This window comes from Pseudomonas syringae group sp. J309-1, from assembly GCF_032582135.1.
In the GTDB taxonomy this organism is placed as follows: domain Bacteria; phylum Pseudomonadota; class Gammaproteobacteria; order Pseudomonadales; family Pseudomonadaceae; genus Aquipseudomonas; species Aquipseudomonas quasicaspiana.
Genome location: NZ_JAWHNU010000046.1, coordinates 14,114 through 27,653, shown reverse-complemented (window position 1 = coordinate 27,653; position 13,540 = coordinate 14,114). Strand labels below are relative to the sequence as shown.

General features: G+C 58.9%; 10 protein-coding genes and 2 pseudogenes. 11 read left to right on the top strand and 1 reads right to left on the bottom strand.

The genetic code is table 11. The annotated features are described in order from the left end of the window. Positions 1-86: 86 nt before the first annotated feature. From RX972_RS29595 to RX972_RS21265, 4 genes and pseudogenes are all read left to right on the top strand, one after another. A pseudogene (locus tag RX972_RS29595) lies at positions 87-788 on the top strand (1-aminocyclopropane-1-carboxylate deaminase/D-cysteine desulfhydrase); the annotation flags it as partial. Between the two features lie 237 nt (positions 789-1,025). After that, positions 1,026-1,253: pseudogene (locus tag RX972_RS29590) on the top strand (1-aminocyclopropane-1-carboxylate deaminase); the annotation flags it as partial. 148 nt (positions 1,254-1,401) lie between these two features. Beyond that, positions 1,402-2,745 carry an MFS transporter gene (locus RX972_RS21270; RefSeq protein ID WP_122807792.1) on the top strand — a complete coding sequence of 448 codons (1,344 nt, stop codon included), beginning with the start codon at positions 1,402-1,404 and terminating at the stop codon, positions 2,743-2,745. 272 nt (positions 2,746-3,017) lie between these two features. Next, positions 3,018-4,247 (top strand): MFS transporter, encoded by a 1,230-nt coding sequence (locus RX972_RS21265; protein WP_316878258.1) that lies wholly within the window; start codon positions 3,018-3,020, stop codon positions 4,245-4,247. 3 nt (positions 4,248-4,250) lie between these two features. Here the strand turns inward: RX972_RS21265 and RX972_RS21260 are convergent, their stop codons facing one another. Further along, positions 4,251-5,234 carry a DUF1853 family protein gene (locus RX972_RS21260; protein WP_231677461.1) on the bottom strand — a complete coding sequence of 328 codons (984 nt, stop codon included), beginning with the start codon at positions 5,232-5,234 and terminating at the stop codon, positions 4,251-4,253. Positions 5,235-5,462: 228 nt separating this feature from the next. On the opposite strand from RX972_RS21260, the gene RX972_RS21255 reads away from it, so the two are divergent. The 7 genes from RX972_RS21255 (at position 5,463) to RX972_RS21225 (ending at position 13,315) form a co-directional block, all read left to right on the top strand. Then, positions 5,463-6,353, top strand: a complete 891-nt coding sequence (locus tag RX972_RS21255) for an NAD(+) kinase (protein ID WP_027902006.1) — start codon at positions 5,463-5,465, stop codon at positions 6,351-6,353. Then, entirely contained in the window at positions 6,353-7,321 is a 969-nt protein-coding gene (locus RX972_RS21250; protein WP_027902007.1) for a metallophosphoesterase, read from the top strand. The genes RX972_RS21255 and RX972_RS21250 overlap by 1 nt, the downstream gene beginning before the upstream one ends. Then, positions 7,321-8,193, top strand: a complete 873-nt coding sequence (locus RX972_RS21245; RefSeq protein WP_316878253.1) for a rhomboid family intramembrane serine protease — start codon at positions 7,321-7,323, stop codon at positions 8,191-8,193. The genes RX972_RS21250 and RX972_RS21245 overlap by 1 nt, the downstream gene beginning before the upstream one ends. Before the next feature lie 37 nt (positions 8,194-8,230). Next, a complete protein-coding gene (locus tag RX972_RS21240; protein WP_316878251.1) occupies positions 8,231-8,491 on the top strand; it encodes a YeaC family protein in 261 nt (86 codons plus the stop codon). Then, positions 8,488-9,318, top strand: a complete 831-nt coding sequence (locus tag RX972_RS21235; RefSeq protein ID WP_183141717.1) for a DUF2797 domain-containing protein — start codon at positions 8,488-8,490, stop codon at positions 9,316-9,318. Before RX972_RS21240 ends, RX972_RS21235 begins: the two co-directional genes overlap by 4 nt. Before the next feature lie 11 nt (positions 9,319-9,329). After that, positions 9,330-11,996, top strand: coding sequence for an aminopeptidase N (gene pepN / locus RX972_RS21230; RefSeq protein ID WP_316878247.1), 2,667 nt, complete (start codon positions 9,330-9,332; stop codon positions 11,994-11,996). A gap of 359 nt (positions 11,997-12,355) precedes the next feature. Next, positions 12,356-13,315 carry an omptin family outer membrane protease gene (locus RX972_RS21225; protein WP_316878245.1) on the top strand — a complete coding sequence of 320 codons (960 nt, stop codon included), beginning with the start codon at positions 12,356-12,358 and terminating at the stop codon, positions 13,313-13,315. The last annotated feature ends 225 nt before the right edge of the window (positions 13,316-13,540 follow it).

The following is a 13,540-nucleotide window of genomic DNA, read 5'->3' as shown; positions in this document are numbered from 1 at the left end:
ACCGCGTTATCGTTTATCGTCGGAATGCCGCCCAGACCAAGCCTCGCTCCCACAGGGTTTATGCTTAATCAGTTAAATCTTTGCCAATGCTAAACTCCCGCCCTTCATCCAGCGGTCCCTTCCTTGTGTCCATCGCCCCCATCCACTGGCAACCCAGCGCGCCGCTCCAACGCCTCGATCTACCTTGGCTAACCCAAGCCGGTGTCGAGGTTGCGGTCCTGCGCCTGGATCTTATCGATCCGCTGATCAGTGGCAACAAGTGGTTCAAGCTCGCTCATCACCTTGCGGCAGCCAGCGAGGTGAATGCGAAAGGCGTTATCAGTCTGGGCGGCGCGCATTCCAATCATCTGCATGCGTTGGCGGCTGCGGGCAAGCGGTTTGGCTTTGCCACGGTCGGATTGTTGCGCGGTCACGCCGTTGAGACGCCCACCACGGTCGATCTACAGGCGTTCGGCATGCACCTGCACTGGCTTGGCTATGGCGGTTATCGCGCACGCCATGAGCCGGACTTCTGGCCTTCGTGGCTGACGCAATACCCTGATTTCTACCCGATCCCGGAAGGCGGCGGAGGTTTGCCCGGCGCGCTTGGCTGCGCCGGTTTGCTGGAGATGGCGCACGAACAACTGAGCGAACTGGGCTGGAGTGATTATCACGGCTGGTGGCTGGCCGCCGGGACGGGCACCACGCTAGCTGGACTAGTGTTGGCCGAGGACGGCGCGCATCCGGTGTACGGCGCCATGGCGGTGCCGGATGATCATGGGGTTGAACAGAATGTCACAGCAATTCTGGCCCATCGCAAAACCGGTACAGACTGTGTGAAAACTACTGCGCTCGGCAATACTGCGTTAAAAACAGGCGAAAAATGCTCATTTAGAACACCTAGACTCCGCTTTTTCGCCTGTTTTTGCCTTGTCTTGCCGTCGCTCGCTACGTTTTCACACAGTCTGGGTAGGAGCGAACTTGTTCGCGAAGCGTCTAGCCTGACACACCGCCTCGCGAACAAGTTCGCTCCTACCGATGACTACATCCTCATCAGCGCCTCCCGTGGTGGCTTCGCCAAAACCGATCCGCACCTGCTGGATTTCATCGCCAGTAGCGAATCCCAAAGCGGCATCCCCCTCGAACCGCTGTACACCGGCAAGGCGCTGTTGGCCCTCCACGATGAGGTGGTCGCCGGGCGTTTCCCGGTCGGCACGCGGCTGATATTTATCCACACCGGTGGCCTGCAGGGACGACGGGCAATGGGCTTGTAATCGTTGATCCAAAGCCTCTGGCATGAATCATGCGCTATCGAACAGCGGTGGGGTCGGTCCTGAATACGCGGATGACACTTTTGGAGTGAGCCGTCGCAGTGACTGTCCCGATAATCGATAGCTTCCTGATGAAATGTCGAGGTCCAGCATGACAAGCGCCGCTACAGAGCAAGTCAGCCCCAAAACGCTGAGAAAAGTGATTGTCGCCGCCGCCATCGGCAACTTCGTCGAGTGGTTCGACTTCGCCGTTTATGGCTTTCTCGCCACGGCTATCGCCCAACAGTTCTTCCCCAGTGGCGACGCCAGTGCAGCGCTGCTGAAAACCTTTGCGGTATTCGCGGTGGCTTTTGCTTTTCGGCCTTTGGGCGGAATTTTCTTCGGCATGCTCGGCGACCGGATTGGTCGCAAACGCACGCTGGCAATGACCATTCTGCTGATGGCCGCAGCCACGACCTTGATTGGTCTATTGCCCACCTACGCGGCGATTGGCGTGATGGCGCCGATTCTGCTGACGCTCATTCGTTGCGCGCAGGGCTTCTCGGCGGGTGGTGAATACGCAGGCGCATGCGCTTATCTCATGGAGCATGCGCCCAGTGACAAGCGAGCCTGGTACGGCAGTTTTGTCCCGGTCTCGACCTTTTCTGCATTCGCCGCAGCGGCTGTAGTTGCTTACGCCCTTGAGGCTTCACTGTCACCGGAAGCCATGGGCAGTTGGGGCTGGCGCTTGCCGTTCCTGATTGCTGCGCCGCTGGGTCTGGTCGGTTTGTATCTGCGCTGGAAACTGGATGAAACTCCGGCATTTCAGGCGGTGGCGCAGGAGCATGACGTCGCCCATTCGCCCCTCAAGGAAACCCTGCGCAACCACGGAGCGGCGATTTGCTGCCTGGGTGCATTCGTGTCGCTGACGGCCTTGTCGTTCTATATGTTCACCACCTACTTCGCCACTTACCTGCAAGTAGCGGGTGGTCTGAGTCGTGCGACGGCGTTGCTGGTGTCGTTGATTGCATTGCTCTTTGCCGCAGCGATTTGCCCATTGGCCGGGTTGTACTCCGACAAGGTCGGGCGCCGCGTGACGGTCATGACCGCGTGCGCGCTGTTGATCGTGGTGGTATTCCCGTCATTCTTGATGGCCAGTTCCGGCTCGTTCGTGGCGTCCATCGTCGGCGTGATGCTGCTGGCGGTCGGCGCGGTACTGTGTGGCGTGGTCACGGCCGCGCTGCTCTCGGAAACCTTTCCGACCCGCACGCGCTATACCGCTTCGGCGATCACTTACAACATGGCCTACACCATCTTCGGCGGCACCGCGCCGTTGATGGCAACCTGGCTGATCACCACTACGGGCAGCAACCTATCCCCGGCGTTTTACCTGATTGCGGTGGCATTGCTGGCATTGGCGGGTGGCCTGGCGCTGCCGGAGACCTCGCGGATATCGCTGCATGATGTGCCGACGGGGCAGAAGGGCAATCCGGGTGTGGCAGCGACTCAAGTCTAGATTTGCGATGCAATCCTGTGGGAGCCGGGCTTGCCCGCGATACATGAGACGCGAACAGAAGCCACACCGCGTTATCGTTTATCGTCGGAATGCCGCCCAGACCAAGCCCGGCTCCCACAAAAGCCTGCATATCAGTGACAACCCTCTGTCATCTGCGCAACAAAATGTAGCGGCCATGCCCCAAAAAATGGCACATTGGCGGACCTTGTGCCGCTGACATATCTTGCAATAACCGGGTCGTGGCACATCCAATAGCTTCGCGGATGAACTCCATGGACGTAAGCAACGCCTCCACCATCGCAATTCCTGCTGCAACTCCTCCGACAACCAGCACCAGCAGCCCGCTGGTCATGCGCATCATCGGTGCTGTGGCACTGGCGCATCTGGTCAACGACCTGATTCAGGCGGTGCTGCCGTCGATCTACCCGCTGCTCAAGGAAAGCTACGGCCTGACCTTTACGCAGATCGGCCTGATTACCCTGACGTTCCAGATCACTGCCTCGCTGTTGCAACCTTGGGTGGGTTATTACACCGACCGCCATCCCAATCCGCTGGTATTGCCAGTCGGTTCGCTGTGCACCTTGATCGGTATTCTGATGCTGGCCGTGGTGGGCAGTTTTCCAATGATTCTGCTGGCCTCGGCCCTGATCGGTATTGGCTCTTCTACCTTTCACCCGGAAGCTTCACGCATTGCGCGGCTTGCGTCGGGTGGACGGTTTGGACTGGCGCAGTCGACCTTTCAGGTGGGCGGCAACACCGGCTCAGCGTTTGGCCCGTTGCTGGCCGCAGCGATCATCATTCCGTTCGGTCAGGGGCATGTGGCCTGGTTCGGGCTGGTCGCGCTGTTTTCTGTGGGACTGCTATACGGCATCAGCCGCTGGTACCGCGCACACTTGAATCTGTTCAAGCTCAAGCAAGGTCAGGCCGCGAGTCATGGTCTGTCCAAAGGACGCGTCACTGGCGCGCTGGTGGTCCTGGCGTTTCTGATCTTCTCCAAGTTCTTCTACATGTCGAGCATCACCAGTTACTTCACCTTCTACCTGATCGAGAAGTTCGACCTGTCGGTGGCTAATTCCCAGCTGTATCTGTTCCTGTTTCTCGGCGCAGTGGCGGCGGGCACGTTCTTCGGTGGGCCGATTGGCGACCGGATTGGCCGTAAAGCGGTGATCTGGTTTTCGATTCTCGGTGCTGCGCCGTTTACCCTCGCGCTGCCTTATGCCGATCTGTTCTGGACCAGCGTGCTGAGCGTGATCATCGGTTTCATTCTGGCTTCGGCGTTTTCCGCCATTGTGGTGTATGCCCAAGAGCTGGTGCCGGGTAACGTCGGCATGATCGCCGGGATCTTCTTCGGCCTGATGTTCGGCTTTGGCGGGATTGGTGCGGCCTTGCTGGGTTATCTGGCTGACAGCCACGGCATTCTGTTCGTCTATAACCTGTGTTCCTATCTGCCGCTTCTGGGGATCCTGGCGATTCTGCTGCCGCGCACTAAAAAAGCCGCTTGAGATTCAGGCGGGCGACGCGGGCAACGTGATGGTTTGAGTCATGTTGCTTGTGTCACCCAGCCGTGGCCAGATGTCCGAAACGAGGAAAACCCGTTCGGCTTCCTCCCATTCGCCGCTGCCGTTTTCCACCAGCCTTACCAAAAGTTGCGCCGGAGCCAGCGGGTCCAGTTGAGTCAGCCAGTCCTGCAGTTGTGAATCTTTCCAGGCTTCGGCGTAATGGGCCGGGGCCAGCCAGGCGTGACGAGGCAATAACTGCCAGCGACCTTCCGGCCGTTGCGCGGTAAATGCGTGCCAATCCTTCTGATGCAGCCAACTGCCGCGCAAGTGCTGGTGATGGACGCCTTGCGGAGAGTCTGTCTGGCCGGGCCACGGGTAAAGTAGATAGCCCCCAAGCCACAGTTGCGCGTCAAACGTATCGATGCCCAGCGCTGCGAGCAGTTCGCGGCTTTCCGGGCGGGCGGAAATCGGCAGTTGATGTTGGCTCAGGTGGGCAAGTTTGAGGTCAAGCCGATCATGGCAACCAGGCCCCAGCCATTGCGCAGGGTCACTGCCGTCACCTTGCTGCGGTCCGAGATAGAGCTTTATCGCCAATTCCACGTGGTGCACGCCTTCGGCATCGCGCAGCAGCATGTCCAGCTCACCCAGGGTTTGGCCGCCCAGGCGAATCGGCAGGTTCGCGGCGATCATCTCGACACCGGGAGCCTGAGCTACTGCAAATTGCCATAAACGCTCGTAATACAGGCCCAGCCGACGGGTTGCGCCCAGTGCCAGCCAGTGGAGCAGGGCGCTGCTGTCCTGATCCAGCCTGAGTAGAAAGTCTGCCAATAGTTGAGGTGTTTGCACCCAGTCGCTGGCAGTCAAAGGATGACGCTGCGGCCACGGCGTTTCGCTCAGCATCGGCGGCGCCAGAATCACCCAGGCCAGGTCCCGCACTTGCGGCGTGCGTAACTGGCGGGGCAGGTGGGTGAGGCTGTGGAATAGAGTCATGGTCGCAGGATAGCGTTAACTGGCAACCATCGGTCAAAGTAGGAGCTGCCGAAGGCTGCGATCGGCCGGGAACCGGACGTTTAATCAGACCTGTGGAAGGTCATTCCGACCTTTTCGCAGCCTTCGGCAGCTCACAGGTTGAACATCCGGGAACGATCAATTGCCGCTACCCCGGCCTTTCGCCCATAATCGCTGTCTTTAAGCCGCATCGAACCCCGCAGGAGCCCCATGGAGCAGTTTCGTAATATCGGCATCATCGGCCGTCTGGGCAGTGTTCAGGTGCTCGATACCGTGCGCCGACTCAAGAGATTCCTGCTGGAAAGGCACCTGCACGTCATTCTGGAAGACACCATTGCCGAAGTATTGCCAGGCCACAACCTGCAAACTTCATCGCGCAAGATGCTCGGCGAAGTCTGCGACCTGGTGATCGTGGTGGGTGGTGACGGCAGCCTGCTGGGCGCGGCCCGTGCGCTGGCCAAGCACAACACGCCGGTGCTGGGCATCAACCGTGGCAGCCTGGGCTTCCTCACCGATATTCGCCCCGACGAACTGGAAATCAAAGTCGCCGAAGTGCTCGACGGCCATTATCTGGTGGAAAATCGCTTCCTGCTACAGGCCGAAGTCCGCCGCCACGGCGAAGCCATCGGTCAGGGCGACGCGCTCAACGATGTGGTGCTGCACCCCGGCAAGTCGACGCGGATGATCGAGTTCGAGATCTACATCGATGGTCAGTTCGTCTGCAGCCAGAAGGCCGACGGCCTGATCGTCGCCACGCCTACCGGTTCGACCGCGTATGCGCTTTCCGCTGGCGGGCCAATCATGCATCCCAAGCTGGATGCGATCGTGATTGTGCCGATGTACCCGCACACCTTGTCCGGACGGCCCATCGTAGTGGATGGGAACAGTGAGCTGAAAATCGTGGTCTCAAAGGACATGACGATTTATCCGCAAGTCTCCTGCGACGGCCAGAACCATTTCACCTGCGCGCCGGGTGACACCGTCACGGTCAGCAAGAAGCCGCAGAAACTGCGCCTGATCCACCCACTTGATCACAATTATTACGAAGTCTGTCGCACCAAGCTGGGCTGGGGTAGCCGGCTTGGTGGTGGAGGCGACTGATGTTCGATCCCGCGCGTAGCTACGATTTGATCGGTGACGTGCATGGCTGTGCCCACACGCTGGAGAAACTGCTCAGCGTGCTGGGTTATCGCTTTCAGGCAGGCGTGTGGCGACATCCTGAGCGCATCGCGTTATTTCTGGGGGACATCATTGATCGCGGCCCGCTGATTCGCGAGTCGCTGCACATCGTGCGCGATATGGTGAAGGCGGGGCACGCGCTGTGCATCATGGGCAACCACGAGTTCAATGCGTTGGGCTGGCATACACCTGCCCCGCCGGAGAGCGGCAAGCAGTTCGTCCGTGAACACTCGCTTCGTCATAGCAAGCTTATGGGCGAGACCCTGGCCCAGTTCGAGCAATACCAGGATGAGTGGAAGGAATTTGTCGACTGGTTCTACGAGCTGCCGCTGTTCATGGACGCCGGACGTTTCCGCGTCGTACATGCCTGTTGGGACGCCAGCCTCATCACACCGTTGATCACGATGCATGGCGGTGGCTGCATCAATCAGGAATTCGTCCAGGCCTCGGCGGTTCAGGGCAGCTTTGCCTGCGCAGTGTTTGACCGTTTGTTGCGCGGCACTGACATGCGCTTGCCCCATGGCATTACGCTGACCGGCGGCGATGGCCTGACCCGTGAGTTTTTCCGCACCAAGTTCTGGGAAGACGACCCGCAAACCTACGGCGACGTGGTGTTTCAGCCGGACGCGCTGCCCGAAGGTGTGGCCAAGACGCCACTCTCTACGACTGAAAAGAACGCCTTGCTGCGCTATGGCGCTGACGAACCCATGCTGTTCGTCGGGCATTACTGGCGCAGCGGGATTCCCGCCCCGATCCGGCCGAACCTGGCTTGCCTGGATTACAGCGCCGTGCTCTACGGAAAACTGGTCGCCTACCGGCTGGACCAGGAAACCTGCATCGATCCGGACAAGTTTGTCTGGGTTGATGTTGAACGTCCCGAGGCTGTTTGATGAGTCCTGTTGCTGTACTGCGTCTGCCATTGACCACCGACCTGAGTGGTTTTATCGGCCTGTTGAACCGTCTGCGTGTGCCCCATCGGGTTAGCGAAGAAGCAGGGGAGCAGGTCCTCTGGGTACCGGACACGCCGCAACTGGCGGACGACATTCGGGCTTTGTATCAGCAATACCCGGACGGTGATGAGCACTATCAATTGCCGCCGGGTGAGCAGAGCACCCCTGCGCCGCGTCCCGGCTTTGTTCAGCAACTGCGCGACAGTCCGGTCACCACGCTGGTGCTGCTGGCATGTTTGATAGTCGGTGGCATCACGCTGTTGGGGGAAAACCTCGACGCAGTGCGCTGGCTGACCTTTCTCGATTTCCGCGTACAGGGTGAATACGCGACCTTCCTGCCGCTGGGCGACAGCATTGCAGCTGGCCAGTGGTGGCGGATCGTCACGCCGATGCTGATTCACTTCGGCATCCTTCATTTGGCCATGAACGCCATGTGGTATTGGGAGTTGGGCCGCCGTATCGAGTGGCGCCAGGGCAGTTTGCATCTGCTGGGTCTGACCCTGCTGTTCAGCGCTGTTTCCAACACTGTTCAATACCAGTTCGGCGGCCCCAGCCTGTTTGGCGGGTTGTCCGGCGTGCTGTATGGGCTGTTGGGTCACTGCTGGATCTTTCAATTGCTCGCACCCAACCCCATCTATCGTTTACCGCGCGGTGTGCTGGTGATGATGCTGGTCTGGTTGGTGCTGTGTCTTTCAGGGCTGGTCGGCATGCTGGGCTTTGGCGAAATCGCCAACGGTGCCCATGTCGGCGGGCTGATCATCGGTTGCGTCACGGGTCTGATTGGCGGGTTGATTGCCCGGGTCAGGACCTGATGTTGAATGCTGTTTAATGAAGAGTCAGGAGTGCGCTATGTCCTCTTTTGCCGAAATGATTGAAAACATCACCCCGGATATCTACGAAAGCCTGAAGCTGGCGGTAGAAATCGGGAAGTGGTCCGATGGCCGCAAGCTGACTCAGGAACAGCGCGAGTTGTCCTTGCAGGCGTTGATCGCCTGGGAAGTGCAGAACCTGCCGGAAGACCAGCGCATCGGTTACATGGGCCCACAGGAATGTGCGTCCAAGTCCAGCACTGTGCCGAATATCCTGTTCAAGTCGGATGCCATCCATTGATTGAGATTGGTCGCGGAGCAGTCAACAAAATGTCGGCGCGGCTCAATGCCTCGCAGGTTGAATATGCGTTTCGTCTGGGCGATACCGAGATTCCGGTCAACCCGCTGATTGGCAAAACGGTGCGTCTGGAGTTCCTCGGTGCGATCCATTGCAGCCACTGCGGGCGCAAGACCAAGTCCAGCTACAGTCAAGGCTATTGCTACCCTTGCATGCTCAAGCTGGCGCAGTGCGACATCTGCATCATGAGCCCGGAAAAATGCCACCACGAGCACGGCACCTGTCGCGACCCAGCGTGGGGCGAGCAGTTCTGCATGACCGATCACGTGGTGTATCTGGCCAACTCGTCGGGCGTCAAAGTCGGTATCACCCGTGCCACCCAGTTGCCGACCCGCTGGCTGGATCAGGGCGCCAGTCAGGCCCTGCCGATCATGCGCGTCGCAACCCGCCAGCAGTCCGGTTTTGTCGAGGACTTGCTGCGCAGTCAGGTGGCCGACCGCACCAACTGGCGCGCGCTGCTCAAGGGCGATGCGCAGCCCGTGGATCTGGCCGCGATTCGCCGGCAGTTGTTTGAAAGCTGCGCTGAAGGGCTGGCCGGATTGCAAGAACGATTCGGCTTGCAGGCCATCCAAATGCTGCATGACGTCGAACCGATCGAGATTCGCTACCCCGTCGAGGCGTACCCGACCAAGATCGTCAGCTTCAATCTGGACAAGAACCCGATCGCCGAAGGCACCTTGTTGGGCATTAAGGGCCAGTACCTGATCTTCGATACCGGCGTGATCAATATTCGTAAATACACGGCTTATCAGCTCGCCGTGCATCAGTAAGAGGACTCATCATGCGCACCGAACAACCGCAAATGATTTACCTGAAGGATTATCAGGCTCCCGAGTACCTCATCGACGAAACGCACCTGACGTTCGAGCTGTTCGATGACCATTCGCTGGTTCACGCGCAACTGGTCATGCGCCGCAATCCCGAGCGCGGTGCGGGCCTGCCGCCGCTGGTGCTGGACGGTCAGTTGCTGGAACTGCTGTCGGTCAAGCTGGGCGACGTCGAGCTGAGCGCTGCTGATTACCACTTGACCCCGGACCACCTGACGCTGCACCCCACGGCTGATTCTTTCACGGTCGATACCAGCGTGCGCATCCACCCGGAAACCAACACCGCACTGGAAGGCCTGTACAAGTCCAGCGGCATGTTCTGCACCCAGTGCGAGGCTGAAGGTTTCCGCAAGATCACCTATTACCTCGACCGCCCGGACGTGATGAGCAAGTTCACCACGACCCTGAGCGCCGACAAGCACAACTTCCCGGTATTGCTCTCCAACGGCAACCCGATTGCCAGCGGCCCGGAAGATGACGGCCGGCACTGGGCGACCTGGGAAGACCCGTTCATGAAACCGGCGTACCTGTTTGCCCTGGTGGCCGGTGACCTGTGGTGCGTCGAAGACAAGTTCACCACTGTGAGTGAGCGCGAAGTGACCTTGCGCATTTACGTCGAGCCGGAAAACATCGATAAATGCCAGCACGCCATGACCAGCCTGAAGAAGTCCATGCGCTGGGATGAAGAAGCCTACGGCCGTGAATACGACCTGGATATCTTCATGATTGTCGCCGTGAATGACTTCAACATGGGTGCCATGGAGAACAAGGGCCTCAACATCTTCAACTCCAGCGCCGTGCTGGCCCGCGCCGAAACTGCCACCGACGCCGCGCACCAGCGGGTCGAGGCCATTGTTGCCCACGAATACTTCCACAACTGGTCGGGCAACCGCGTGACCTGTCGTGACTGGTTTCAGCTGTCGTTGAAAGAAGGCTTCACGGTTTACCGTGATTCAGGGTTCTCCGCAGACATGAACTCGGCCACGGTCAAGCGCATTCAGGACGTGGCCTATCTGCGTACCCACCAGTTCGCCGAAGATGCCGGCCCGATGGCACACGCCGTGCGTCCGGACAGCTTTATCGAGATTTCCAACTTCTACACTCTGACCGTGTATGAAAAGGGTTCTGAAGTTGTAGGCATGCTTCACACGCTGCTGGGTGCACAAGGTTTCCGCAAAGGCAGTGATCTGTACTTCGAGCGCCATGACGGCCAGGCCGTGACCTGCGATGACTTCATCAAGGCCATGGAAGATGCCAATGGCGTCGACCTGACCCAGTTCAAACGCTGGTACAGCCAGGCCGGTACGCCGCGTCTGGCGGTCAGTGAGTCCTATGACAGCGCAGCGAAAACCTACAGCCTGACCTTCCGCCAGAGCTGCCCGACCACACCGGGCCAGCCGGGTGAAAGCAAACAACCTTTCGTGATCCCGGTGGAGCTGGGCTTGCTAGACAAGCAGGGCGGCGAAATCCCGTTGCGCCTGCAAGGCGAAGACGCTGCCGCTGGCAACACGCGAGTGATTTCTGTCACCGAAGCCGAGCAGACCTTCACCTTTGTAGACATCGCCGAACAGCCACTGCCCTCGTTGCTGCGCGGCTTCTCGGCACCGGTGAAACTCAGCTTCCCGTACAACCGCGACCAACTGATGTTCCTGATGCAGCACGACAGCGACGGCTTCAACCGCTGGGATGCAGGTCAGCAACTGTCGGTACAGGTGCTGCAGGAGTTGATCGGTCAGCATCAGAAAGGCCAGCCGCTGGTTCTTGATCAGCGTTTGATTACCGCATTGGGCACCGTTCTGGCGGATACCTCGCTGGATCAGGCCATGATTGCCGAAATGCTCTCGTTGCCGGGCGAAGCCTACCTGACCGAAATCAGTGAAGTGGCCGACGTGGATGCTATCCATGCTGCCCGTGAGTTTGTGCGCAAGCAGCTTGCAGACAGCCTGTTCGACGGTTTGTGGGCGCGCTACACGGCCAACCGCAAGGTGTCGAAAGCCACTGAGTACGTCGCTGAAGCCGAGCATTTCGCCCGCCGCGCACTGCAAAACATCGCCTTGTCGTATCTGATGCTCAGCCAGAAACCGGAAGTGCTGGCTGCAACCATCGAGCAGTTCGACACCAGTGACAACATGACCGAGCGCCTTACAGCCCTTGCCGTGCTGGTCAACTCGCCGTTCACCGCCGAGAAAGACAAGGCGTTGGCAGTGTTTGCCGAGAACTTCAAAGACAACCCGCTGGTCATGGATCAGTGGTTCAGCGTTCAGGCAGGCAGCCCGCTGCCGGGTGGTCTGGAGCGGGTCAAGACGTTAATGCAACACCCTGCATTCAACATCAAAAATCCGAACAAAGTCCGTGCCCTGATCGGTGCGTTTGCTGGCCAGAACCTGATCAACTTCCACGCAGCGGATGGGTCCGGCTACCGTTTCCTGGCAGATCTGGTCATCCAGCTAAACGGCTTCAATCCGCAGATCGCTTCGCGTCAATTGGCGCCCCTGACCCGCTGGCGCAAATACGACAGCAAGCGTCAGGCCCTGATGAAGGACGAACTGGTGCGCATCCGTGATTCGGGTGAGCTGTCCAGCGACGTGTTCGAAGTGGTGAGCAAAAGCCTCGCCGAATAGCGAAGACTGTTGATCCAAGGGCCTCCCGCGCAAGCGGCAGGCCCTTTTTTATGGAGCTAATTCGGTCCCACCGGATCGCGGTGACCTAGGCTGGGTGAAAAACCTGTGGGAGCGAATTCATTCGCGAAGGGGCCGTACATTCACAGCATCTGCGTCGTCAGGAATGCCGCCTTCCCGGATGAATCCGGTCCCACTGGATCAGCGTACGTAGGGTATTTCCAGCGCTCTACGTGGACGTTTCACACACTCAGCCAAGGATTCGGCTGGCAGAGGCGTCCTGCAAACTCGCCCATCCTTTCGACCCCGTGTTGCGTTGCCCTTGGGCTGTACGCGCGCGTCATCTCGCAAAGGTAGGGATTATGTTGATAAACGGACGGAAAGCGTTGGTTTTACTGGGGCTGGTTGCAGTCGGGCAAGAGGTATTGGCCGATGCTCAGATCACCAACGAGCAGAAACTGCGTCTTGGCAGCATCGAACTCAATCTGGGAGTCGGATTGCTGAACGGCAAATCTCAGGAGAAGGTCTACGATCTCGGCCAGAAACTCAGTGAGCTGAATTGGGACATCAAGCAGGTCCCCACCTTGCATCTGGGGTTCGCCTACAATCCTCTGAACTGGCTGACCCTCGATGTGCGTGGCTGGACGCGCATGAATGCGGGCAATAGCCATATGACGGATCACGACTGGCGTGATGGCGAGGCGGCAGGCTGGACCCATTTTTCGGATCACCCTGATACCCGGCTCAACAAAGCATGGCAAGCCGAGGTTTCGGCGACAGCCTGGACCCTCAAGCGTGAAGACCTGGCTTTCGGTGTTATGGCGGGCTATCAGCGCAGTCAGTTTGATTGGCAGGCTCGGGGTGGCAGTTACGTCTATTCCAGCGAGGGTAATTTCCGTGATCTAACCGGAGATATTCCTGCTGATGTAAAAGGCATTACTTACCGGCAGACCTATGCCACGCCATTTCTCGGTCTTGTGGGTCTCTACAACCATCAGAACTGGACCCTTGAAGGTCGCTTCAAATACAGCCAGTGGGTCAAGCCCAGGGATTTCGACACCCATCACTTGCGTAATCTGACGTTCGACGGTGACCACGGCAGCCGAGGCCGTATGCAAAGTCTGGCACTGGCGCTGTCGTACAACTTCAATCCGCAGTTCTCGGTGAAGGCGGGCATTGATCATCAGGTCTACAAGGAAGCCCTTGGCAGTGCGCTTATCAAGGACTATACAGAGGGAGAAAGCGGGCGCACCCCGGCGAACTCCAGCTCGCAGGCCAACCGAACAACCGTGTCCAGTCTGGCTGTGGCTTATCAGTTCTGACCTTGGCAGGGCGTAGCGTCGAACCCTGCCTACACTGGCTGAAGCCGGTCCCACGTCATCATTGATTCCTGTGGGAGCCGAGCTTGCTCGCGATAAGAACGCCGCAGATATCAGACCTATCGCGTCCAGCCTTATCGCGAGCAAGCTCCGCTCCCACAGGTCACGCGACTGGTTTTCGGACTGCATCACCCCAACTGATAACCCACCAATCACGCAAGAGGCTTC